Origin of the sequence: Massilimicrobiota sp. SW1139 (genome assembly GCF_012027715.1) — a bacterium.
Classification (GTDB): domain Bacteria; phylum Bacillota_I; class Bacilli_A; order Erysipelotrichales; family Coprobacillaceae; genus Allocoprobacillus; species Allocoprobacillus merdigallinarum.
Window position 1 is genome coordinate 1 of sequence record NZ_SJOR01000026.1, and the last position, 25,552, is coordinate 25,552.

Annotated in this window: 20 protein-coding genes; 11 read left to right on the plus strand and 9 right to left on the minus strand. The window is 28.3% G+C overall.

Annotated features, from left to right (window positions below; all coding sequences use genetic code 11):
- Nucleotides 1-23: 23 nt before the first annotated feature.
- The 7 genes from E0K96_RS10870 to E0K96_RS10900 form a co-directional block, all read right to left on the minus strand.
- Nucleotides 24-1,205, minus strand: coding sequence for a glycosyltransferase (locus E0K96_RS10870; RefSeq protein WP_168083178.1), 1,182 nt, complete (start codon nt 1,203-1,205; stop codon nt 24-26).
- A gap of 23 nt (nt 1,206-1,228) precedes the next feature.
- A complete protein-coding gene (locus E0K96_RS10875) occupies nt 1,229-1,714 on the minus strand; it encodes a glycosyltransferase (protein WP_168083180.1) in 486 nt (161 codons plus the stop codon).
- Nucleotides 1,715-1,717: 3 nt separating this feature from the next.
- Nucleotides 1,718-2,866 (minus strand): glycosyltransferase family protein, encoded by a 1,149-nt coding sequence (locus E0K96_RS10880; protein WP_206080712.1) that lies wholly within the window; start codon nt 2,864-2,866, stop codon nt 1,718-1,720.
- Nucleotides 2,867-2,904: 38 nt separating this feature from the next.
- Nucleotides 2,905-3,507 carry a GNAT family N-acetyltransferase gene (locus E0K96_RS10885; protein ID WP_168083184.1) on the minus strand — a complete coding sequence of 201 codons (603 nt, stop codon included), beginning with the start codon at nt 3,505-3,507 and terminating at the stop codon, nt 2,905-2,907.
- An 8-nt stretch (nt 3,508-3,515) separates the two neighbouring features.
- Nucleotides 3,516-4,208, minus strand: coding sequence for a sugar transferase (locus E0K96_RS10890; RefSeq protein ID WP_168083186.1), 693 nt, complete (start codon nt 4,206-4,208; stop codon nt 3,516-3,518).
- Nucleotides 4,199-5,407, minus strand: a complete 1,209-nt coding sequence (locus E0K96_RS10895; RefSeq protein ID WP_168083188.1) for a DegT/DnrJ/EryC1/StrS family aminotransferase — start codon at nt 5,405-5,407, stop codon at nt 4,199-4,201. Before E0K96_RS10895 ends, E0K96_RS10890 begins: the two co-directional genes overlap by 10 nt.
- Before the next feature lie 448 nt (nt 5,408-5,855).
- Nucleotides 5,856-7,469, minus strand: coding sequence for a hypothetical protein (locus tag E0K96_RS10900; protein ID WP_168083190.1), 1,614 nt, complete (start codon nt 7,467-7,469; stop codon nt 5,856-5,858).
- Nucleotides 7,470-7,737: 268 nt separating this feature from the next.
- On the opposite strand from E0K96_RS10900, the gene E0K96_RS10905 reads away from it, so the two are divergent.
- Both E0K96_RS10905 and E0K96_RS10910 read left to right on the plus strand, forming a co-directional pair.
- Nucleotides 7,738-9,150: an LCP family protein gene (locus E0K96_RS10905; RefSeq protein WP_168083192.1), complete on the plus strand. Its 1,413-nt coding sequence runs from the start codon at nt 7,738-7,740 to the stop codon at nt 9,148-9,150.
- Nucleotides 9,151-9,181: 31 nt separating this feature from the next.
- A complete protein-coding gene (locus tag E0K96_RS10910) occupies nt 9,182-10,609 on the plus strand; it encodes an LCP family glycopolymer transferase (protein WP_168083194.1) in 1,428 nt (475 codons plus the stop codon).
- A gap of 26 nt (nt 10,610-10,635) precedes the next feature.
- On the opposite strand, the gene E0K96_RS12215 is transcribed toward E0K96_RS10910, so the two are convergent.
- Nucleotides 10,636-10,983, minus strand: a complete 348-nt coding sequence (locus E0K96_RS12215) for a PD-(D/E)XK nuclease domain-containing protein (protein WP_479684538.1) — start codon at nt 10,981-10,983, stop codon at nt 10,636-10,638.
- Between the two features lie 325 nt (nt 10,984-11,308).
- A complete protein-coding gene (locus E0K96_RS12135) occupies nt 11,309-11,461 on the minus strand; it encodes a hypothetical protein (RefSeq protein ID WP_206080714.1) in 153 nt (50 codons plus the stop codon).
- Nucleotides 11,462-11,689: 228 nt separating this feature from the next.
- Between E0K96_RS12135 and E0K96_RS10920 the strand changes: the two genes are divergently transcribed.
- The 9 genes from E0K96_RS10920 to E0K96_RS10960 form a co-directional block, all read left to right on the plus strand.
- On the plus strand, nt 11,690-12,226 hold the full coding sequence (locus tag E0K96_RS10920) for a VanZ family protein (protein ID WP_168083196.1): 537 nt from the start codon (nt 11,690-11,692) through the stop codon (nt 12,224-12,226).
- Nucleotides 12,227-12,976: 750 nt separating this feature from the next.
- Nucleotides 12,977-13,774, plus strand: a complete 798-nt coding sequence (locus tag E0K96_RS10925; RefSeq protein WP_168083198.1) for a hypothetical protein — start codon at nt 12,977-12,979, stop codon at nt 13,772-13,774.
- Nucleotides 13,767-14,462, plus strand: a complete 696-nt coding sequence (locus E0K96_RS10930; RefSeq protein ID WP_168083200.1) for a polyphosphate polymerase domain-containing protein — start codon at nt 13,767-13,769, stop codon at nt 14,460-14,462. The genes E0K96_RS10925 and E0K96_RS10930 overlap by 8 nt, the downstream gene beginning before the upstream one ends.
- Nucleotides 14,463-14,488: 26 nt before the next feature.
- Nucleotides 14,489-15,166 (plus strand): DUF4956 domain-containing protein, encoded by a 678-nt coding sequence (locus E0K96_RS10935; RefSeq protein ID WP_168083202.1) that lies wholly within the window; start codon nt 14,489-14,491, stop codon nt 15,164-15,166.
- 1 nt (nt 15,167) lies between these two features.
- The gene (locus E0K96_RS10940; protein WP_168083204.1) at nt 15,168-16,634 is read left to right on the plus strand and encodes a CotH kinase family protein; all 1,467 of its coding nucleotides are present in this window, start codon (nt 15,168-15,170) and stop codon (nt 16,632-16,634) included.
- An 8-nt stretch (nt 16,635-16,642) separates the two neighbouring features.
- Complete coding sequence (locus E0K96_RS10945; RefSeq protein ID WP_168083206.1) at nt 16,643-18,748, plus strand: hypothetical protein; 2,106 nt, start codon at nt 16,643-16,645, stop codon at nt 18,746-18,748.
- Nucleotides 18,745-19,824 (plus strand): HEAT repeat domain-containing protein, encoded by a 1,080-nt coding sequence (locus E0K96_RS10950; protein ID WP_168083208.1) that lies wholly within the window; start codon nt 18,745-18,747, stop codon nt 19,822-19,824. Before E0K96_RS10945 ends, E0K96_RS10950 begins: the two co-directional genes overlap by 4 nt.
- Nucleotides 19,821-21,218, plus strand: a complete 1,398-nt coding sequence (locus E0K96_RS10955; RefSeq protein WP_168083210.1) for a glycosyltransferase family 2 protein — start codon at nt 19,821-19,823, stop codon at nt 21,216-21,218. Before E0K96_RS10950 ends, E0K96_RS10955 begins: the two co-directional genes overlap by 4 nt.
- Nucleotides 21,219-21,310: 92 nt before the next feature.
- Nucleotides 21,311-25,552 (plus strand): Cna B-type domain-containing protein (locus E0K96_RS10960; protein WP_168083212.1); only part of this gene is annotated, 4,242 nt, incomplete at its 3' end.

Sequence of the window (25,552 nt, forward strand, 5' to 3'; positions counted from 1 at the left end):
TTAATAAATATATTTATTAGATTTTAAATATCATTTTCATTCATTTTCATAATTACTGATAAAAGCATTTTTTCCCAATTTAAATGTTCTATTGCATAATTTCTTATATCTTCTGGTATAAATATATTATCATTATAAAAATTTACTACTTCATTAATATTAAGGTAATTCTGGTTTTCATCAACTTTCAATAAAAAATATGGCAATTTCTCTAATTTATATGTAAAATCAACATTTCCTGCATATATGAAAGGTATGCCTCTAGCTAAATACTCTCTACTTTTCAAAGTACCTACAAATTGTCCAGAATCTATAATTCTATTTAAGGCTAGGCTATCAATTGCTATATCACAAAGATCGAATAAATTATCTAGTTCCTCTCCAGTTTTGACACCATGAAATATTACATGATTTTCTAATTTATATTCATTTGTCATTTCATGCAATTTTACATTTGGATTCATGTCGCCAACAATATGGAAAAATACTTCAAATTCTTGGTTTGATTCATCATAATATTTTTTTAATCCTAAAAGTACTTTATCATATCCATGTTTTGGAACTACATGTCCAACACCTAATAAATGTATACATTTATTTTTGACATTCTGCTTTTTTAACTTAAAATCGTTAACATCGACACCATTCATTGTTTCTATAAAATCACAGTCTTTTCTATCGTATTTTCCAAAACATACTAATAAGTTAATTTTTTTTATTAATGAATTATAAAATATTTTATCCAAAATGTAGAATAATTTATAACCACTTGTTAATAAATCTTTTTGCCATGGATAAGATGGATATTCATATGATATAAAAATTTTATTTTTTCTTAAATAATTTAAAAAATGCAATAAAAATGGTGTAATTGGAATAATTCTTCTCATATAAACAGAATCAATTTTTAAATCTTGAATTACTTTTTTTGTTTCTTTAAAAAAAGTATTAATTGAAAATAATTCATCAAATATGTTCCTCTTTTTAGAAATTCTCTTTTTTTGTAAATATATCTTTTTTATTATTGATTGTGTTTTGTTTGAAAAATGATAAACATAAATCATGTTTGTTCCATGAAATGTTATCATATAACTTTCACAATCTAAATTATGAAAAGCTCTTGCTTCACCATAAAGTTTCTTTTTATATCCAGGACGTTTGCACTCATCTAAAAAAGATATGTATAAAATCTTTTTTTTATCCATATTTATTTTCCTTTCTTTAAAAATTAGCAATCAGTATTAATAAGTTTTAGTTTATAATCATCTTCCCATATTGCCTTTGAATCATATGGTCGATTAGGGAAAACTCCATATTTTAATTTAATATTATAATGATTTTCTTCAATAAAACATTCTACTCTGTCTGCTAATTTTTCAGGCCTTCCAGAACATACATTTATAATCCCATTAACTTTTGTTTGTGAAACTATATTAACTACTTGATTACAAAATTCTTCATAATCTAAAAAATCAAATTGATTCAATCCCTGAGTAAAAGGAAATTCTTTTTTTCCTTTTTCATTACACTTATATAATTTAACTCTCTTATCTTTTTGTATGATTTGATTAATGATTTTACATGTTTCATCCTTAGAATTATTATCAGAGATAATCAATTCATCATTAGCAGTTAATTGATTTAATATAGATAATATTTGTTGTTCTAAAAAACGATCTCCGTTATAAGTGGTCATAGCAACAGATACTTTCATTTATCAAATCTCCTTTCTTTTTAATAGAATTTCTAATAATCTACTATAATCATTAATCACTTTACTTTCATCAAATAAATTTCTTGTACTTTCAAAAACATGTTTTTTATAATTTATATCATCATATATAATATTTCCTTTTATATCATTAACATTTATTCCAACATTATATTTTTTTACAATAGTCTCCGTGTCTCCCTTTATGTTATTTATAATCGGCAATCCAGCTGCAAAATAATCAATACTCTTTATGGTCAGTCCAATCAAAGTGCTTTCTTTGTAAGTATTTAATCCATAATGACATTTATTGAATATTACTTGTTTTTTTTCTTCGTCAAATATCTTTCCATGATAATATACATTCGCTCCTGAATGTTTGGTTGCTTCAATAAAACTATTTATTGTATTTCCGTCACCTATAATATGTAAATCAACCATTGTTATCTTTCTAAATGATTCAATTAGTTTACATATACAATCGATATCTATTAAACTATTTATGGAACCTAAATAACATAAACTTAATTTTTGAGAATCTAGTGGTTCAAATATTTGTTTTTTCTTATATTTTTTTGCTAACCGCACAGTAATTAATTTTTTATTATCCACTTGATTATCTAGTATTTCTTGATATCTATCACATTCTACAACTACCATATCTGCAAGATTAATATTCTTTCGTAAATCTTGCCACTTTTTATATATAATATTCTTTTTTAATTTTTTTTGTGGTAGGCTCTCTGGCCACATATCAATAACGTCAAATACCAAATCAAACTTCATATTTTTTTTTATGTTACTCAATTCTTTAATCAAATAGTTAGGTGGAACTAAACAATAAACAAAATCCGGTTTTTTTTGTAGAATGATTTTAGTTATTTTTTTTGAAAAAATATATAATGAATACATACGTTTGATTGATATATTTTTTTTATAAAGGGGAACATCTATAAATATTTTTTTACTATCATCAGATATAATTTTTTCTTTTTTGTAATGATCAATATTTGATGTATAATATTGGACTGCATAACCTTGCTTAGTGAGTTCTTTATCTAAATAAATCAATCTTTTATCATACCAATCATAATAGCTAATTAATATAGCTGTTTTCACACCTATTCCTCCTTGACTTTTTGTCAATATTTTCATTTGGATTATTATCGATGTACTCAGTTTACTCTCTTTTTTTAATTCCTATGAAAATATCTATATTCATTCATTTTTCTACCTTGCTTCGTTTCATAAGTTCTTATCAATACAAATCCATTCTTCAGATAAAATTTATTGGCATATTCATTGTTTTCAGCATCTGTTTCTAAAGAAATATATTTGTATTCATTAAAATCAATCTGTTCCTTCATATAACTAATCATTGAACTGCCAATTCCTTGTGCTTTGACATTTGGTTTAACTCCTATTGATGCTAATTCTATATATTTTTCTTTTCTACTTACTTCTTCAGATTTTGAAAATGCAGATAGTAATCTAAATAAAATCTTTGGATTTTTAATAAAAGCAGCAAATGAATACCAAGCAAACAGTAATAATTTCTTTTTAATCAAATATTTATATAAATCACTTATATCACTAGAATATGCGATAAAACCAACAATCTCTTTATCTTGTCTTGCAATAATTAAATTGGATTGCTTGTGTTCAATGTAACCTTTATATAATTGTTTAAGAAACCCTTTGCCCAAAAAGGTCAAAAAGAATCCTTGAAATGTAGCTATATGAATATCCACGATTTCATTAACTATGTTTTTATCATCTGTTATGTATATATCCATATCTGCACCTACACTTTCACAACTGTATTGATCATTACACTTAGATCCTTGATAAAATAAAAAGAGGTTAATGCCTCTAGATTGTATTTCATCTTATTAGGTAAGACTTTATTTATGTAAACTTCATCCGTTGTATGATTTTCATCTGTATATTGACTAATTATTTCATCCTCATCTTTAAATTCAATACTAGCCAGTGATGTTACACCAGCAGGTAATAACAATGTCGCATACATTTCATCTGTATATTGATCAACATATTTTTTAACTTCAGGTCTTGTTCCTACAAAACTCATATCACCAGTTAGAATATTGAAGAGTTGAGGTATTTCATCAAGCCTGCATTTCCTTATCTTATTTCCAACCTTTGTTATTCTTGAATCATTGGATGTTGTAACTAGTGAACCAATTTTATCAGCATCAACAACCATAGTTCTGAATTTAAAAATTCTGAACACTTTTCCATACTGAGTGATTCTTTCCTGTCTATAAAAAACAGGTCCTTTTGAATCTAATTTAATCCATATTGATATAATGAGAATAATTGGTGATAAGATAATAATTAAAATTAATGATAAACAAATATCGAATAGTCTCTTTAAAACAAGCTGACCTTTCTTTTTAGAAAGAATGTCATAATATTTTTTGACTTCATTGTTTTTCATACAATCAGGTAAATCATCCCATTTTTTTAATAGCATGATACTACCTCATTAAAGTTATTGATAATATATTCTACATCTTCATCACTTAATTTTGTATGTAATGGTAATGTGACTTCATTCACAAATAAATCATATGCATTTGGATAGTCTTTGATATCAAATCCTAGATTTTTATATGCTGTCAGCATTGGTAATGGCTTGTAATGAACATTACATGCTATTCCTCTTTCTGCCATCTTTACAATGATTTCATTTCTCTGTTGCAATGTAATGTTATTGACTCTTACAAGATATAAGTGTCCACTTGATTGATGTTCGTCATCAAAGTGGTTCAATACCTGAATATCTAAATCTTTGAAACCATCATTATATCTTTCTATAATCTCTTTTCTTCTTGCTAATAATTGAGAATATCTTTTCAACTGAGCAAGTCCTATACCACCCATGATGTCTGTCATATTGCATTTATAAGCTGGCAACATGATGTCATATTCCCAAGAACCAAGCTTTGTCTTATTCAGGGCATCTTTTGTCTGCCCATGTAAAGATAGAAGCTGATATTGCTTATATATCCATTCATTGTCAATGCCAGGTATATCTTTCCATACAACAGCTCCACCTTCAGCTGTTGTCAAATTCTTGACAGCATGAAAACTAAATGAAGTAAAGTCAGCCACTTCACCACACATCTTTCCTTTTCTTGATGCACCAAAGGCATGAGCACTATCTGAAAGAACAATGATTCTTCCAATCGCTTTCTGAATATCATTTGTTGGTTTGAAAAGTCCTTTCTTTGACTCAACGATTTCAAATATTCTATCATAGTCACACATGATACCAGCAAGATCTACTGGGATGATGGCTTTTGTCTTTTCGGTGATCTTTTCAGCAAGCTGATCATAATCCATTTCAAATGAATCTTTAGCGACATCTACAAGTACAGGTGTTGCTCCAACATGGCAAATGACAGAACATGAAGCTGTATATGTATAAGCAGACGTGATAACTTCATCACCAGGACCTATTCCTAGTAACCTTAATGTCATTTCCATACATGCAGTTGCACTGTTTAAACAAACTGCTTTTGAAGTATGACAGTAATCTGCAATCTTTTTTTCAAATTCCTTAACTTTAGGACCCGTTGTTATCCAACCTGATTTGAGTGTATCAATAACTTCATTGATTTCTTCTTCACCCATATCAGGAGGAGAAAACGGAATATTGCATTTTTCCATAGAATTCACTCCCTCTATAAAGGATAATAGCGGATTATCTTTTATTGATATGGGGAGATTTGATTGTAATAAAAAAGTCTAAATTCATTGTATCGAATTCAGACTTTGGTATAAGTGTTAAGATAAATATTGGAATCTATTATAGAATTCTTGGGATTCATCTCTATCATCAGTTAGACTAGGATTGTGTTTAATAAACTCAATTGTTGTGCTTCCTTTTGTCAATTGAAATATTTTTTATCTACACTTAAGAAATGATAAATATTTGAGAAGATTTTTTACATGTTCATTGATAATTAGAGGTATTAAGTGATAAATATGATGATTGGTTTTATACTACTTAATACTTAAAAGTTTCCTATCTTTGAAATCATAATCATTTTTATATAAGATATTTTTAGTTATTTTTTTATAAATAATAAGTGTGTTTGTAAATAGCTTTAAGTTGTTATTTCATCATGCTTTGACAGAATTGATTAACTGCATCAGTGATTTCTTTTGGGAATTGAAAATTTGCAAGTGTCTGAAAATTGTCTGCTAAATTTAAGTATGCAGTACATCCTGATTGTAAAGCAGGATTTTTTTCAACAACTATTTTCATTGGATCTTCATTTTTAAAACGATTTAATTTATCTTCATGTAGATAATTAATGACTTCAAAATAAAATCTTTTGGCTTCATAATAGTGTGATTTCTTTGCCAGTGTTACAATCTTATGAATAATATTGGTACTGTCTGCTAAAAAAGCACCTTTTTTGTCAAAGGATTGTAATACTTCTATTATATCTTGTTCACTTAATAGTGGAAGAAATCCTAAAACTTCACTGATTGTATAACGTGACTTAAATATAGATAGATATCTTTGATGATTAAGTGTATTTTTTTTGTTTTTAAAATGGTATTCAAAATTATTTAATAAATCTTGATATTTAGGACAATCAAAATTATAAACAATAATTTGAGAAGAGGGGATATCTAACATTTGTATAATAATGAATAAATCATGTTTATTGAATTGATTATTCTTTTTAGAAGATAGTATTTGTTCTAAAATATGTTGCTGTTCAGATGAAAAATTGATTAAATTGTTATAAAAAATATATTTTATGTTTTTCATTGTTTTTGGTATATTGATTTTAAATAAAATATCATATGATTTTTGATAAGGATATGATTTCTTTTTTGATGTATGTGGTTGTGAAGAACGTGGTTTATCTGGTTGAATAGACGCTTTCTTTTTTAATAAGGTTGATAGATAACAGAATTTGATAGTTGTTTGAAAATATTCAGTTGTTTGAAAATGACTTATCTTTTTACAATATTCAATATTTGGATCATCATCAATGATCATAAGTTTTCCATTATAATACCTATAAGTAGATTTATTATATTGACTAAGTGATTTGTGACTTACTTGCAAAGAACGACAATGAAATATGACATGAGAAATGTATTGATCATCAGTATGTTTAACGTTTTGCATTGTAATTTTTGTAAAAACTTCATAGAACTCTTTTTCATCTATTAATGGTAAAGCATAGAGAATACAATCAACATTATGTTGATAATTCTTCAAATGTTCATAATAACAATAAAACAAAAGAGTTGATTCAAATTTTATATTTATTAATGAATCATCTTCATATGAAGAAAGATGTTTAATGATTGTTTCAAAATCATTAATTATGTTTTGTTTGTCTTTAAAATCAAAAATATCAATATTATGAAAAAGAACGTTTTCAATAGGAATATTGAGTAGAAATGCAAAATCAAATAGTCGAGCTGTTGGTATTGGAGTATTATTTTTTTGAAACCATTTTTTGACAGTGGCTTCACTAACGTTGAAACATATAGCTAAATCTTTACGTGTTGATAAATGACCACATGATAATTTATCTTTTAAAAGTTGAAATATCTTGTCTTTTGTTAGATTCCAGTTTATGGACATAAGGTTAGACAATAATACATAGAATTGTTTACGATTTTTTCTTTGAGAAAAATCTAAAGATTTTATGAATTGTATTTGCTTTGCATAGTCATTTAATAATTCTTCTTTGTCCATTTTACTTCCTCCATTTATGTCTATTTTATCATTAAGCAATATTATTGTATATATTTTATTATCTACTTTTAAAAAATGTATAAAAATATATCCAATATTATTTCTTTAAGCAAATAAAAGATAAAAGATAAAAAAATGATGCTTTTTTGGAGAACTATATATTTATTATCCTGTTGTTTATTGAAATATAAAGTCAAATATTATATGATAAAAGCACATGATTTCATGTAAAAAGTCGTTTTTGAAACTTTTATGGGAGGTATTTATAATGTTAAAAAATGTAATAGATAAGATTGTCAGATGGAAAATAATGCTTGTCATACAAGTGCTTATATCAATTGTATTGGCAGTTTTATTAATACAATTGAATGTATTACCAATGATGTATATTGCTATTATTATAGTGATTGAGATATTACTTGGTGTTGGTATTTTCTTTTTGATGAGAAATGCACAAAAAGTAAGATTAATCGTGAGTCATATCATCAGTCTTGTTATAAGTATTATGTTAGTGATTGGGTGTATGGCAGTTTCGCAAGGAAATAGTGCAATCCAAGGTTTAACAAGTGATCATACACAGACAAATCGTATTTCATTATATGTATTAGATGATAGTTCATATCAGGAACTAAGTGATTTAAAAGATCAAAGTATTGAGGCTAATGTGAATGATGAACATATGGCTGAAGCAATAGATGCATTAAATAAAGAAGTTGATCTTTCAATTCAAGGGCAAGAAGATTATGTACAGATGTCTAATGATTTATATGATCAAAAAACAGCTGGTATCTATATGAATGAAGCACAATCAGCATTGTTTGATGAAATTCATGAAGATTTTCATGAAAAGACAAAAGTTTTATATACATATGAAATCACAGAAGAAATTGAAGATTTTTCTAAAGATGTGAGTGTGACACAAAATGCATTTAATGTTTTTATTAGTGGTATTGATACAACAGGACCAGTATCTACAGTTTCAAGATCAGATGTGAATATGATTGTGACTGTCAATCCTCAAAGCAAGAAAATATTAATGACAAGTATTCCAAGAGATTATTATGTCACTCTTGCAAATATGGGACAAAAAGATAAACTGACACATGCAGGACTTGCAGGAGTTGAAAATTCAGTCAAAACTTTAGAAAATTTCTTGGGAATTGATATTAATTATTATGCAAGAGTGAATTTTACATCATTGATTCAGATGGTTGATGCCTTAGGTGGAATAGAGGTTTATTCGGATCAAGATATTCCAAAATTAGGTATTCATAAAGGTATCAATGATATGGATGGGAAAAAAGCTTTATCATTCTCTAGAGAGAGATACTCATATAAGAATGGAGACAATCATAGAGTCCAAAATCAACAAAAAGTATTAGAAGCAATGATTAATAAAATGATGTCACCAGCGATTATTACAAATTATTCATCTATATTAGAAAATATTGATGGTTCATTTGAAACAAATATGACATCTGATGAAATAACAAGTTTGATTAGAATGCAGTTAAATGACATGGCGAGCTGGGATATTCAACAAATTCAATTACAGGGTCATGGAGCTATGTTAACTGGTGGGGCATATATGCCAGGTAATCGATTATATTATATGATTCCAGATGAAGAAAGTGTTAATCAATGTGTATCAAAGATAAAAGAAATACAAGGTAATAATTAATATATTTTGAGTATATTAATGGAGGGAGAATATGAATAAGTATTTAGAATATATCAGAACATCAGTTATTGGGAAAATAACACTTGTATTACTGATACTCATTTTCATGTTAGGAATATATTGTTTTTCACAAGTTTTTATCTATCTACCAACTGTGACTTTTGTAATTGGATTGATTATTTTTACTGTCGTTATTGCATTGCTTGGTTTGTCTCATTATAAGATACCTAAGATATCTCTTGTTTTGGAGCTTGTTATCTGTATATGTTTAATCATAGGTGTACTTGCAGTGAATAGGGTAACGACTTTTACAAATAAGGTTACAGAAACAAATGAAGTAGAAACGGTTGAAATTGTTGCTTTAAAAGATTCAGATATTACTCAAGATCAATCTTTTTCTGATCTGGTTCTAGCTTACAGCCAAGATGATGATCAGGCATATAAGAAATCAACAGAAATATTGAAAGAACATACTAAGTCTGTAAAAAAAGAAAAACCGTATCAAAATATGGAAAAAGCTTATAATGATTTAAAAAATAAAAAAGTAGATCTTTTGGTTCTAACAAATATTGGAAAAAGTGATTTATCAGTTATAGATGAAAATTATAATCAACAAATTAAAGTTATTTTATCTAAGGATTATCCTATGGAAACTGCCACAACAAAAGCAGTTGATATTTCAAAAGAACCTTTTACAATCTATTTCCAAGGTGCTGATTTATCATCAGGACAAAATATTAATTCAACAGGAAGAGGGGATGTCAATATCTTACTCACTGTGAATCCAAATACAAAGAAAGTCAATATGCAGGTGATTCCTAGAGATTTATTTGTTTATATTTCATGTAAAGATGCCAGCAGTAAATTATCTTATAGTGGATGGTGGGGCGGTGTTCAATCCTCTATTGCCAGCATTGAAGATAAATTAGGTATTGAAATCAACTACTATGCTAAGATTAATTTTGAAGGATTGACTGATTTGGTTGATGCTTTAGGTGGTGTTCAGGTTTATAGTCATTATACATATGATGCAGGTGGCTATCATTTTACAGAAGGCTATAATGAAGTTGATGGAGAGAAAGCTTTAATGTTTGCAAGAGCAAGAAAAATGCTTCCATTAAATGAACGTTCAAGAGGATATCAGCAAATGGAATTAATCAAAGGAATATTTACAAAATTTGCTCAAGAACCAACTTATGATCATGCCATGAGTGTCATTGATTCTTTAGAAAATAATTTTACAACGAATCTGCCTAAAGAAGACTTTTACAAAGCTTTTCAGCTTGTTGTTGATTTATTACCTCAACTTCAAATAATGGAAAATCACTCTATTGAGGGAGAATACCAATGGCATTATGATGAAGTCAGAACAAATTATTATCAATATTATTTCTATCCTGCTGATGGTGAATTACAGGCAGTAAAGGAAAGAATTGATAATGTTATAAATGGGAAATAAAAAATACCAATGAGACTATATTGAGCTCATTGGTATTTTTCTATATGACATATATGTTTCTTTGTTTTGGAATCGTAGTTAATTCCAACTATTAATAATTGATTTTTGTATTTTTCTAATCCTTTAGGATATCTTTTCTCTTTGATTTGGGTTAAAGCTGTTTCAACATTTTGATTCCATTTTAATTCTATAATCATAGCAGGTTTATCATTCCTTGGTATAAAGACAAGATCAGCAAAACCTTTTCCAGCTGGCATTTCTCTTATGATTGTATAGTCATCTCTAGCTGTAATATAAGCTAAAGATAAAGTATATGCTAAAGCATTTTCATTGTTGTAAGTTAATATAGATGTTTCCAGATGGGCTTCTTCTATATATCTGGCAACTGCCTCTTCATCTTGTCTCCATGTAGCTTCTCATAATTCACGACTATTTAATAATGCTCTTGTTGTTTCTTTTCAGTTAGAATTTCTGATTGAATTGACAAATGAATCAATAACTTCATCATTAAGGGTTGTGATCATATCATTTACAGATGAAGACATACTTAAAAATTTTGCATGTTCAAATAGATGACATTGTATTGATTAAGATGTTTAAAATAAGTATGAGTTTGACCAATCTTAATGAATCAAATAATTTTTGAGAATTGCAACCTTTAGAGTAATAGGCGACAAGCATATTAGCATCAGTAGATTTTCAAAAGCGCCTAGGTCTTGATACACATATTTTATTATCACCAGTATCTATAAGTTGATTTGTATAATCTATAAGTAAGGATTTATCAACATATATTTGATTGTTAAGTGCCTGCTGAAAACTATCGTTTCTTGGATTAAGATATATTCCCATGCTTTCACCTGCTTTCTTTTTCATAGTTTATTATACCATTTATATAATAAAAAAATCATGACTATATATGTTAAAAAGCTTTTGACAATGTGAAGCGGGATGCTGGTTTTTATAAATTTATTTTCTTTTTGGTTATTAGAAATATCTCTATTAAGAAATTCTTAAGAATAAATTTCTTGATATTTATGATAAAGATCATTATAATGCTATCAAGATAGGAGGGATATAATGAATCCCAAAGTAAAAGTAAGGTTAAGAATTATTGCAATATTAACAACATTAATTTGGATGATTGTTATTTTTAGATTTTCAATGGATACAGGCGTATCATCACACGAATTAAGTGACTTTTGTGTACAAGTATTTAATAGAGCTGTTTATCATTTTACAGGTAAGGATTTAACTATATCCATTACACCAGAGCATTATGCTTTGATAGAATTGTTTTTTAGAAAATTAGCACATATGAGTATATACTTTATATTGAGTATTAATGTCATGATTGTGTTATTTACATTTAATATGAAAATGACATTAAGAATGTTTTTAACAGCTTTATTCTCTTTTGGATATGCATTAACTGATGAATTTCATCAGATGTTTGTTGATGGAAGGGGAGCCAGTTTTACAGACTGTTTAATTGATACAGGAGGAGCTTTGTTAGGAATTTTAGCAGCGCTTGTTATTTATTGTATCATGTATACCATTATGACAAAGTATCAAAAACATAAAGGTTTAATTAAAGGTGCTTATGAAACAAACTAGAAAGAGGCAAGAATTGTGCAATGATTCTTGTCTTTTATTATTTTCTTGTTATTTGATAGCTTATATAATAAATGGCTAGTGAAAATTGTCAATTCACTATGGTTTTGTTTACTAGAAAACTTTATAAAATTTATTTACTCTCATATTTCAATAATAACAAACACATAAAGGGATTAATAATGTGAAAGAATATGGATATGTGTAAGAAAGAGTATCATTTAAAAGTTATTGGTGAATTATTATAAAATGTCAAAACAATCATTTTATAGGGCCTTTTATTATAGATTTTCACTTATGTTGTATAAATAGAAAAAATGTTAAGTTAAGACAAAAAGTATTTATGTAGTTAAGTGTAACGCAATTTAATAGATTACATAAACATATATTAATTAGCATATTTTCGTGTGATTGAATGTTAAAAAAAACAATAAAAATAAGTCTTGATATGGTTGTATGAACAATTTTATAAGTGATATTGTACAATTTTACTAAAAAATATAGACATTATCATTCTATAAATTTATAATGAAATCGAGCTTTTTATGAGGAAAAAAAGCGAAAAAAGTATGAAATTAAGGGAATAAAAGATTTATCTATCATAAAATGAATGAAAACAATCTCATACAATTTTGATGAGTGTATGAGAATTATTGGGAATAATAGATTATGCATTATAGTGAATAAAGATAAAAGGTGATATCATTGCGACTAAAAAAGAAATTCATTATTTATATACTAGTTTTCTTATTGTTGGGGTGTCAAAGCCAACAACAAGATACAGAAAAAAGTGTATTTTCTTGGCATAAGCAAGAAGTTTTAAACGGAAAAGATGATTTTTTCAATACTCTTCAAAGTTTTAATGTTCAAAATGTTTACCAATATTTTTCAAGTGATCTGACAGACGATCAGATAGATTCCTTTATAAATGAGTGTTCACAGCAAGATATTTCTGTTTATTATTTATGTGGTACACCAGAATATGCTTTAAGTGAGAATTATACACAATTAAGTCAGGAAATCGAAAGAGCCAAATATATTTCTCAATTAACGAATGAAAATAATATAAAAGGAATTGTTTTGGATATTGAGCCATATCTTCTTGATGAATTTGAAGATGATGCGAAGAGTATCATGTCTGAGTTCTATGATAATTTAAAACAGGCATATACTTTAGCAAAAAGTTATGACTTGAAAATGATTGTTTGTATTCCGTATTATTACGATACACAAAATTTAACTTCTTTTTTAGAAAATCTTTTAAAAGATGGTTGTGATGGAATAGCGATTATGAATTACTATCAATCTCATGAAGCTCAACATATTCAAACTGAAATAGAGTTATGTCAAAAATATCAAAAAGAGTGCATTAATATTTTTGAATTGAGTGCACCAGAAGATGGCATCACAGAAGAAAATACTTATTATGATGAAGGAATATCTACAGCTATGGAGCATTTTCAGATGATTCAGGAAAATTATGATGAATACAAGTTATCACTTTGTTTTCATGATTATCATTATTTGAAGGAGTTGTTGGAAAATGAATGAGGTCTTAAGACAGGAGAAAAAATTTCTTATTACTCTTCAACAATATTATGAATTTTCACACATTTTTTCAAAAATTCTATCTTTAGATTCCCATAGTCATGGAGATGGCTATGAGATTCGCTCTTTATATTTTGATTCTTTAGATGATCGAGACTTTCATGAAAAAGAAGATGGAATAGAATTGCGACGAAAAATAAGGATGAGAACTTATGGAGCTGATACTCCTTTTGCTATGCTGGAGATGAAACAAAAGCAGGGACAATTGCAAAAGAAGCGTTCATTAAAGATGAAACGTGAGGATGCAGAAGCATTGATTCTAGGAAATTATTCTGTTTTGTTGAAATATAGTGAAGCTTTTGCAGCTGAATGCTATGCGATAATGAATATGTACTGTTATCGTCCTGTATGTATTGTGAGTTATCATCGAAAAGCTTTTGTTGCAAAAGAAAATAAAATTCGAATTACTTTTGATCATCATATTGTCGCTAATGAATCAGATTTTCAGATATTTTCATCAAAACTGAATCAATATCCTGTTTTAGATCCATATCTGGTAGTTCTAGAAGTTAAATATAATGGCTTTTTATTATCTTATATCAAAGATGTCATTAATACTATTGATAAAAGTGAACTATCTGTTAGTAAGTATTGCTTGGGAAGAAGCATAAGAAAACATTATCTTTTTTAAAAAATAAATAAAGGGGAGAACGAAATATGCGTGATATTTTAAGGGGCATTTTAGAGCAAGGAACAACCTTAAGTATCGAAGATATTATATTACATATAGTTGTAGCAACAATTATTGGATTTGCGATATACATATCATATTGGTACACACATATTGGAACAACATATAGTAAAAAATTCAATGTATCTCTGATTACATTGACAGTATTAACAGCAACTGTTATGACTGTTATAGGAAATAATATTGCTTTATCACTTGGGATGGTCGGAGCATTGTCAATTGTTCGTTTTAGAACAGCAATTAAAGATTCACGTGATACAACTTATATTTTCTGGGCTATCATTGTTGGAATTTGTTGTGGTGTAGGTGATTATCTCGTTGCGAGTGTAGGAACAGCTGTTGTCTTTATTGTTTTGCTTATTTTAGGAAGAGTGCGTAACGATAATCGTATTTTATTGATTATTAAGGCAGCTAGAAGTAATGAAAATGAAATAGAAGGTATTGTTTTTCAATACTTTCAGAAAAAAGCACTTTTAAGAGTCAAAAACACAACAGAAGATTCTATTGAACTCATATATGAAATGAACAGAAAAACATATAACCTCACATATAAAAAAGAAAGAAGTATTACCCAGGAACTTTATGATTTAAAAGATATATATTACGTGAATATTGTGACACAAAATGATGAAATAAGTGGTTAATATGAAAACAAAGATTATTTATATTTTAACAATTGTATGCATTATTATTGCAAGTTTAGGATTTTATAGTATAAATCCTTCCTCCCAAAGAATTCATCAACATTTAGATGATAGATGGCATTCATCATCACAAAACAGTGATACATTTGCAACACATTTACCTATCATTCAAATAGAAACGCATGATCAAAAAATACCAGGAACACCTATTAAAAAAGAAGATGGAGTTATTATCAGTGAATTATCAGATGAAAACACAGAAACTATTACTGTGGATTTTTCGATGATTGATCATCAAGATGGTTTGAATCAATTAAATGATTCAAAGACAGTAGAAACTGATGCTAATATTCGTTATAGAGGTAATTCTTCAAGATTTTTTGATAAAAAATCTTATTCCATTCATTTGGTTGATAGTAATGGAAATGAAAATCCAAAAGAACTAGCTGGAATGACATCACATAATGAATGGATACTTAATGGCCCTTTTTTAGACCGTACTTATATACGTAATTATCTTTGTATGAATATCTCAGGAGAGATTATGGATTATGCACCGAATGTACGATATTGTGAATTATTTGTTGATGGAGAGTATCAAGGATTGTATCTGTTAATGGAATCCATAAGTTATGGAGAAGGAAGAATAGAGTTAAATAAAACAGATAATGATGCTGATATCACAAGTTTTATTGTGCGTTGGGATAGAGCAGGAAAAGGAGATTATGAATTAAATAATTATACATATTATACATATCGTAGTGATGTTTCTGCTTTGGACGTACGTTATCCAGGAAAAAATACAATTACAGAAGCCAAATATAATTATATTAATGATCAAATCAGTCAAATAGAAAAAACATTGTATTCTATGAGTTTATGGGAAGAAAATGATGATTATACTGATTATATTGATTTAGATTCATTTGCTGAGTATTTTATTATTAATGAATTTTTTAGAAATGTAGATGCTGGTAGATTTTCAACATTCTATTATAAAGATGTAAGAGGAAAAGTTAAAACAGTTGTTTGGGATTTTAATAACTGTTGTGATAATTATATAGATTATATGTGGGATGAAGCAGGATTTACTTTACAAAATACACCCTGGTTTTCACAATTAGTGAAAGATGAAACTTTTGTTTCTTTGGTTGTAGAAAAATATCATCAATTAAGAAAGAGTTATTTATCAACAGATTATTTAATTCAATATATTGATGAGACTGATGCATGGCTTTCTGATGCGATTAAACGTAATGATGAAATTTGGGGATATGTTTATAATTTAGAGAATTACAATGAAACAAATTTTTTAGCTCCTGTTGAAAGAAATATGACAAGTCATCAGGAGGCTATTGAACAATTCAAGCATTATATTGATGAAAGAGGAGAATGGTTGGATCAACACATTGAATCATTATATCAATATTGTTCAGAATCTAAAAATGCAAATGATATGTTAAGGTAGGTGGCAGTTTGAAAAAGTTTTTATGTGCTATACTTGTTGTTATTCTGATCTTTTTATCTGGTTTTTATGCTGTCTATTTTAAAGGTTTTTATATTGATTTTTATCCTAATAAGACTTTAACAACATCATTTAAAACTGATGGAAAAAATATACTTGTTCAAAATAAGGATGGTCAATATGAACCTATGATAATAAAAGGCATAGATTTACCAAGTAGTACAGCCAATCATTATGCAACAGATTATGCGATCAATTATGAAACATATATGAGATGGTTCCAACTTATGAGTGATATGGGAGCCAATGTTATTCGTATTTATACAATTTATAACGATACATTTTATGATGCTTTTTATGATTATAATGTCAATAATGATAAACCATTATATTTATTACAAGGTCTTCAAGTATCAGAGTGGGCAAATAATTCTCGAAATGATGCTTATAGTATGGATTTTTATGATAGTTTAAAAAAAGATTGTATAGATATTGTTGATGTTATACATGGAAATAAAATTATAGCAACCAATAAAATGAAAGGCAGTGGCATTTATACGAAAGATATTTCATCGTGGGTTTTGGGATATATTGTAGGTAATGAATGGAACAGTGGAACGATAGCTTATACAAATCATCAAGATTATTCTTCAAATTATCAGGGAGATTATATTTCTACTCGTGATGGAGCAACAGCATTTGAAGCATTATTAGCAGATGTTATGGATACGTTGATTAGATATGAAAGTCAAAAATATAAACAACAACGATTAATCACAGTTAATTCTACATTTGATACTGATCCATTTGAATATGATAGTTTTTATGCTAAACAAATGTCTAAATATGTATCTATTGATATGAATCATTTTGTTGCGGATGAATCGTATCTAAGTGGGATGTTTGCTTCTTATTATATATATGATTATTATGAAAACTTTTATAATTACTTTTCTACTCAACAAAAGCAACAATTGGGAGACATCATCAATCATATCAATACATCTAATACTTTTACAGCATATGCTTCGTTATTAAATCAATATCATACAATGCCTGTTGTTGTTTCGGGCTATGGTTATTCAAGTTCTAGAGGAACTGACCGTGCTTCAGGGCCTTTAAATGAAAAACAACAAGGAGAAGCCTTAATAAGAACTTATCAGGATTTTATTGATAATGGATTGCAAGGTGCGTTTATTGATTCATGGCAGGAAACATGGGAAAAAAGAATGTGGAATACAAGTTATGCTGTGCAAGTGAATGAAATGAAAAACTGGCATGATATCCAAAGTGAAAGTACCGGTTATGGTTTATTGTCTTTTGCTTCTCATGAAAACACTATGAATGGTTCTATGGAAGATTGGCCATGGTCTCAACATATCAAAAATGATGATATATCTTTATATGCTTTTAGTGATGAAATTGGATTATATTTATATATTGAAAATGAAAATTTAGAAAATCAAAATGATATTTATATTCCTATTGATGTGACACCCAACTCAGGAACAAAAAAAGATGAAGATTTAAATCTTTTATTTAGTCAAGAAGCTGACTTTTTCATACATATAGACCGTCAAGCTCATAGTGAAATCAAAGTACATAGTCGCTATGAAAGTTTAAGAGCTAATTATTTATATCAGATTCAAAAAGAAGATCCATATATTGAATATCCTGCCATAAATGATCCACATTTTGTGTCTATCCATTCTATTTGTGAAAATAAAAATATAGCAGATTCCACTTATACTGAGGAACAAAAAGCACAACTAAGAATGCATGATACTTTTTGGACTGGAAAACTTTTAGAAGCTAATGAACAAAATGGAACATTAGCTGACTATGCATTTCAAAATAATAGCGTAGAAATAAGAATCCCTTGGCAATTGCTTAATTTCTCGAATCCTATTGATGGAATGATTCATGATGATTATTATGTCCATTATGGTGTAGAAAGTATGAAAACTTCAAAAATATCTATTGGTGTTGGTTTTGAACAAAATCAAATGATTGTTATGGATGATTATGCAATTGAAAATACAAATGAATTGACATATCATGAATATTTAAAAGAATCATATGAGATTGTAAGGAACTATTGGAGTGATTCTCTATGATGGTTAATATATTGCTTTTTTGTTATATTTTTGTTTGTATCTCTTTGATTGTCTTTAATGGTTTTTATGTTTTAGAAACACAATTTTTAAGAAAGAAAATGAAGAAAGAAACTCAAAAATGGCAAAAAGATATTGAAAAACAGGTTCAATATTTAAAGGATTATCAGCGTATATCAAGAAAACATCAAAAACATTTAAGAAAGAAATTGAAGTTTGTTTTACAACTTTTGGCTTATACAAATGCTCTTGATACTTTTGAAAGAGAAACAATTATTGATTATTTAAAACAGACACATATGATTTGGCGAGAATTGGCAGTGGATTATCTTAAGAAAAATAATATGAAGAAAGCCTATTTTGCTTATGTCGTTTCAAAATATGCAGTTGATTGTCAAAATGAATATAGACCTATTATACATACACTGATCCTTTATTTAAAGGACTCAACAATCTATTGTCATGAAAATGTATTGAAGGCATTATGTAAATTAGGAAACATTCAATCAATTGAAAATGCTTTGTCTATATTTAATAGTGAACAATGGTTTCATCATAGAAAATTAATTGCTGATAATTTGATTCATTTTCAAGGTGATAAAAATGAGTTGATGAAAGTTTTATGGAATCATATCAATGATTGGAATGATAATATGATGTCAGCAATAGTCGAATTTATATCTCGTTGTCATGGGGCTTATGAAGTTGAATTCTTACAATATCTTCAGACATCTACAACACCTTTAGAAGTGAGATTAGCCATTATACGTTACTTTCATACCTGTACTTATGAACCAGTAAGAAATGTACTCTATTCATTTTTGGATAAGGATATGAAGGAAGATGAAAAGTTGACTATTGTAGCAGCTTTTGCCTTAGATCGTTATCCTGGTGAAAAGACAGTAATACTCTTAAAAAATGCTTTACATCATCATAATTGGTATGTTCGTTATAATGCAGCAAGTTCACTCAAAAATTTAAATGTTCCTTATGAGGAATTAGAAGATATTTTAAACGGTCAAGATAATTATGCCAGGGATATCTTAACATATATTTATTCTAGACAGGAGGATATATGAAAACATTTGAATTATTTTTAAATACTATCAATACTTTCTTTATTATATATTTATTAATATATTCAACTTATTTGTTTATTTCTGTATTGGTAGGAGCTATACAGCTTTATAAAAAAGAACAGATGGTATTCATAAAAAATGAGTTACAACATGACTATTATGTACCAGTATCTATTCTAGTACCGGCATATAATGAGGAAGTGACAATTGTTGATAGTATTAACTCTTTAGTTGATTTAGATTATCGTCTATATGAAATTATTATTATTGATGATGGTTCAAAAGATCGTACTATTGAAAATCTTATTCAAGCTTTTCAGTTTGTAAAAATTGATCGACCAATTCGTATGTCATTACCTTGTGCACCGTTGAGATGTGTCTATGAGGCAAAAGTAAAGGGTGTATCAATTACACTTATAAGTAAAGAAAATGGAGGCAAAGGTGATTCTTTGAATATGGGAATCAATGTTTCTAAATTTCCTTATTTTATATGTATAGATGCAGATTCTATGTTACAAAGGGATTCTTTAGAAAAAATTGTTCAACCTGTTATGAAAGAAGAGGATATTGTAGCTGTAGGTGGGTTAATTAAAATTGCACAGGGAGTTAAGATTGAAAAAGGTATTGTTAAAAGTTATCATTTACCATCTAATCCAATTGTATGTATGCAGATTGTTGAATATGATCGTTCTTTTTTATCATCAAGAATATTTATGGATTTATTCAATGGAAACCTCATTATTTCTGGTGCATTTGGTTTGTTTAAAAAAGATATTGTTATAGCTTGTGGTGGATATGATTCTCATACTTTGGGAGAAGATATGGAATTAGTTGTAAAATTACATGTATTTTGCAGAAATAATATGATAAAATATAAAATGAGATATGAACCCAATGCTATCTGTTGGTCACAAGCTCCTGAATCATTAAAAGATTTAGCAAACCAGCGTCGAAGATGGCATCTAGGGTTGTTTCAGTCTATGTTAAAACATTATAAAATATTTTGCAATTTTAGATTTGGTTTTGTAAGCATTGTATCATATATGTATTATTTATTTTATGAGCTCCTGGCACCATTTATAGAGGTAGCAGGTATCATAACAATTGTATTATCATATATGTTTGGATTTATCAATATTCCATTTATGATAGGTTTTTTTCTATGTTATTCTATATATGGAATAGTTTTAACCATGACTGCTTTTTTTCAGAGAATCTATACAATTCATTGTAGAATTTCTATCATAGATATCATAAAAGCAATATTAAGTTGTTTCTTTGAATTTATTTTCTTTAGATATGTATTATCCTTTGTACGTTTGACTGCATTTTTTAGCTATCATCAGAAAAAGCATGATTGGGGAACAATACAAAGATTTCGACATCATTCATGATAGTGGAAAAAGAAAGATAGTCAAAATAGATAACAACATATAAAAACGGATAATCTTAATAACTATTAATAGGAAAAAGGGAGGAAAGGTTTATGCGAAAAAAATATAGAAAGATTATATCTACTGTTTTAACGTTGATTTTGATGATTTCTATTGTTGATGTTTCGGTTATGGCAACTAGTGAAAATGACATGAATTCAAATCAAAAGGTAGAAGAGGTACTATCTTCACAAGAAGAATCAAATTTAAATAATTATTTAAATGATATTGATATTTTTAAAGATGGAGAACAATTAGAAGGCAAACCTGAATTGAATCATGGAAGTGTTTATACGTTGAAACTAAAGTTTTCGGAGGAGGAAACAAAACAGATTGCATTAGGTGGGTCTGTGATTTATGAGGTTCCAGACGCTTTTCAATTAAAAGACCAATCATCTCAAATGGAAATTAGAGCAAATATCAATAATGAAGATGTTGTTATTGTTTATAATCTTCAAATGCAGTCTCAGACGAACCAAGTTATAATGACGCCCTTACCAAATCAAGAAGATGAATTAGAAAAATTATCATATGCAGCTAATGCACAATTCAATTTTGATTGTGATGTTGTTTGGATTGGAAATGAAGGGGATAATTCAATAAATTTTGGAAATGATCATATTATTGATATTATTGGTACAACTGATCATGACATTAATATTCAAAAATCTGCTCAATATGATAAAGAAAAAGGTATTATTAATTATAAAATTAATATGACATCATATGGGAATAATATGAATATTAAGGTTGATGATGTGTTCACAGGAACAGCTGTTATTTTTAATGAAGATGTTCAATTGAATTCATCAATAGGAACTGATTTAAGTAATATACTTCCAACTTATAATGACACAGGATTCAGTTTAACTATTCCTGAAATGAAAGATCAAGAAGTCATTGAGATTCAGTATAGTGCTAAAGTCAATTATGAGAATATCAAAGATGGATATATAGATATAGATGACACTCAAAACAGTGTTAAAGTCACTTCTGATGAAAATGAAGAGAAAAACAGTTCAGCTGGTATTAATCATGAGTCTGCATATACATATGCAAAAAAAGGTACAGAATTTAAAGGGGAAGATTTAAAACCAACAGACGATAACCAATATTATATTATAGAATGGACAATTGATGTTAATCCAGATTTTAAGAATATTGGAGATATAGAGGTTAAAGATATTTTATTAAACACTGATATTCAAAAGTATGATCAAAATAGTTTTGTTATTACGAGATATACTTCAGATAATCAATCTTATCAAGTCAATCAAGATGTCCAATTTGATGATCAGGATACTTCATGGAATATTGTTTTGCCATCTATTTATGAAGGTAATCCTGTCAAATATACAATTCAATATAAGACACTTATTGATAAAACAGTTATTGATAATTCATATATAGATACGGTTGTTCAAAATAAATTGGATACAAATGGAGATAAAGATGATGGAACGATAAGTGTAACTTTACCAGCTCAAAAAGAGTTTACAGTTAGTAAAAAGTATGAAAATGCGCAATTAGAAAACCATACTGTAGATTGGGTCATTGAAACAACAATTCCAAAAGAAGGCTATCAGACTTTGACTGTAACAGATAATTTGCCTCAGATATGGAAAGATAATGTTCATTATATACCAGCTGTTAAGGAAAAGGATATTATAGTATTATTAGAAGATAAAACTTTATTACAAAATCAGGATTATAGAATACAATGGAATGGTGATAAATCACAATTTATTTTGATTTTTGATCATGGTATATCTGCAGGTGAAAATGAACGTGTTTTAACAATACGATATACCACTGATTATGGAAACTGGCCTAATGGAGAAATGCAAACAAATACAGCCATTGTTAAGGCTAACGGGAAAGAAAATAGTGCCAGTGCGGAGTTTACACCAATAAATAAAAGTATTGAAAAGAATATACAAAATTCTCAAACATTAAGTCCAAGTAATCAATATGTCTCTTATCAAGTAGGTATTTCAGGAATAACAGATGAAGACTTGGATGAGAATGGCTATGTCACAGTGACTGATACTTTTAATAGAGATATATTAAAATACGATCCTAATATATGGGATACAAATTATTTTAATGTCTATTATACAAACAATCAAGGATTTTGGGGTGGTCAAAGTTCTGGTGAGCATAGATATCAAGTGACAGATCATGGTGATGGAACAATATCATTTAAATTTAAACCATTTCAAGATCAAGGAAAATATTATGCGCGATATTATTTCTCGTATCGATTAAGTATCAAAGATGATGCGGCATTAAATCAATTGATAGAGGAAGCTGCGAAACAGGGAACAACACAATTGATAAGTGATTTATTGAAAAATACTGCCTCGTTTGCTGGAATGGAATCTAGTTGTACTGTTCCTTTTCAAAGCAATCAACTCAATAAAACGTTAATAACAGGAGCTTCTTCTCAAAATCAATATACAGCAACATGGAAAATCATAGTGAATGAGAGAGCTTTGCGATTAAATAACGGTCATTCCATGACAATTACTGATACTTTTACAGCTGAAGATGATCATAATAATTTAGGTATGAATTATGTTTATGGAAGTATGAAAGTTAAATATAATGGTATTGAACAAAATATTGAAGATATTGACTATTCAATTACTGACAATGGAAATTTAGAATGGGTTATACCAGATGAAACAAAAGTTGAAATTGAGTATCAGACACGTCTATCTACGACAGTTGAACTTGAAGATGGTCAAAGCTATTCTTATTCTAATCGTGCTTCGTTATCAGGAAATATAGGTGATTCTACATCATCTGGATCTATTGTTTTTGATATATCCGGAACTGGAAGCGCTTCATCTGTATCATTTGAAATTGTTAAACAAGATGTTGAGGATTTGACAAAAGGGTTAAAAGGAGCAGTTTTTGAGATATATACAATGAATCAAGATGGAAAGCTTGTGCCTATACAAACAGTTGATGGAGATCCTGTGATTCCAACATACACGACTGATGATAATGGAATTGCAACAGTGACTTCTAATCAGGAACAAAATGGATGGTCTTTATGGACACATCGTGTATATTATATTATAGAAAAAGTTGCACCAGAAGGTTATGATTTAATTTATCCATATGATAAAGAGAATTTACAACCTATTGCAAAAATTTGGATTAATGAATTTGGTAATTATGAAATTTCAGGAAGTGGAGAAGTTGAAAAACCTGATGATGCTTTAGAGGTTAATACTGGAGGACAAGTGTTTATAGTCAATGGTCAAGTTGTTGTTCCAGTTAAAAAAGTGGTAAATGGTGGTACATGGGGAAATACTGATCAATATATTATAAAGATTGAAACAGACAATCCAAATGCACCATTACCAAAAGATACAGAGATAGTTTTAACTCAAGACAGACAAGAAGATCAGTTTATTTTAAGTGGTTTTACACAACCAAATCAGACATATGAGTATATAATAACTGAACAAAAAGGGAATAAAGACAATGTAAAATATTCTGAAGCTCAATATCGTTTAACGGTAAAAACACAGATAGTAAATGAAAAGTTAAGTGTTGAGACATCTTTAGTTAAAATAAAAGATGATAATGGAATAGGAGTAAACTATCGTGTAGATGATGCAACATTTATTAACTCTATAATTAATAATGGAACAGGTAGTTTAACAATTTCAAAAACAGTTGAAGGAATAGTAACTAACCAATCATTTGACTTTGAAATACAATTAAGTTCACCTCTAACTGGAAAATATGGTGATTTAGAATTTAATAATGGAAAAGCATATGCATCATTAAAAGATGGTGAAATCATAACTATTAGTGGTTTACCAGCAGGCATTCAATATAATGTCATTGAACTAGATGCAAATAGTGGGAATTATTTAACATCTTCTGAAAATGCTGAGGGAATTATAACAGCAGATGTAACCAAAGCATGCCAATTCAAAAATACCTATTATAAAATAAATATTCCTATCTCAAAGCAGTGGCTTGACGATAATGACAATGATGGCAAGAGACCAGAGAGCATAACAGTCAGACTGCTGAAGGATGGCAAGGAAACAGGCCAGACACTCGTGCTGAATGAAGGCAATCAGTGGCAGGGACAGTTCACAGACCTTGCGAAGTATGAAGATGGAAAGAAGATTGACTATACGATTGCAGAAGCGAAAGTAGAAGGCTATACAAGCCAGATTACAGGAAGCATGGAAGAAGGATTCGTGATAGCGAACAGTCATGAAAAGGAACAGGTCAGCATCTCCGGAACAAAGACATGGGCTGAC

Bases quoted from the DNA above. Each gene is read 5' to 3' on its own strand.
- E0K96_RS10870 (WP_168083178.1), bottom strand. From the start codon at position 1,205: ATGGATAAAAAAAAGATTTTATACATATCTTTTTTAGATGAGTGCAAA.
- E0K96_RS10875 (WP_168083180.1), bottom strand. From the start codon at position 1,714: ATGAAAGTATCTGTTGCTATGACCACTTATAACGGAGATCGTTTTTTA.
- E0K96_RS10880 (WP_206080712.1), bottom strand. From the start codon at position 2,866: ATGAAAATATTGACAAAAAGTCAAGGAGGAATAGGTGTGAAAACAGCT.
- E0K96_RS10885 (WP_168083184.1), bottom strand. From the start codon at position 3,507: ATGGATATATACATAACAGATGATAAAAACATAGTTAATGAAATCGTG.
- E0K96_RS10890 (WP_168083186.1), bottom strand. From the start codon at position 4,208: ATGCTATTAAAAAAATGGGATGATTTACCTGATTGTATGAAAAACAAT.
- E0K96_RS10895 (WP_168083188.1), bottom strand. From the start codon at position 5,407: ATGGAAAAATGCAATATTCCGTTTTCTCCTCCTGATATGGGTGAAGAA.
- E0K96_RS10900 (WP_168083190.1), bottom strand. From the start codon at position 7,469: ATGGACAAAGAAGAATTATTAAATGACTATGCAAAGCAAATACAATTC.
- E0K96_RS10905 (WP_168083192.1), top strand. From the start codon at position 7,738: ATGTTAAAAAATGTAATAGATAAGATTGTCAGATGGAAAATAATGCTT.
- E0K96_RS10910 (WP_168083194.1), top strand. From the start codon at position 9,182: ATGAATAAGTATTTAGAATATATCAGAACATCAGTTATTGGGAAAATA.
- E0K96_RS12135 (WP_206080714.1), bottom strand. From the start codon at position 11,461: ATGGGAATATATCTTAATCCAAGAAACGATAGTTTTCAGCAGGCACTT.
- E0K96_RS10920 (WP_168083196.1), top strand. From the start codon at position 11,690: ATGAATCCCAAAGTAAAAGTAAGGTTAAGAATTATTGCAATATTAACA.
- E0K96_RS10930 (WP_168083200.1), top strand. From the start codon at position 13,767: ATGAATGAGGTCTTAAGACAGGAGAAAAAATTTCTTATTACTCTTCAA.
- E0K96_RS10935 (WP_168083202.1), top strand. From the start codon at position 14,489: ATGCGTGATATTTTAAGGGGCATTTTAGAGCAAGGAACAACCTTAAGT.
- E0K96_RS10940 (WP_168083204.1), top strand. From the start codon at position 15,168: ATGAAAACAAAGATTATTTATATTTTAACAATTGTATGCATTATTATT.
- E0K96_RS10950 (WP_168083208.1), top strand. From the start codon at position 18,745: ATGATGGTTAATATATTGCTTTTTTGTTATATTTTTGTTTGTATCTCT.
- E0K96_RS10955 (WP_168083210.1), top strand. From the start codon at position 19,821: ATGAAAACATTTGAATTATTTTTAAATACTATCAATACTTTCTTTATT.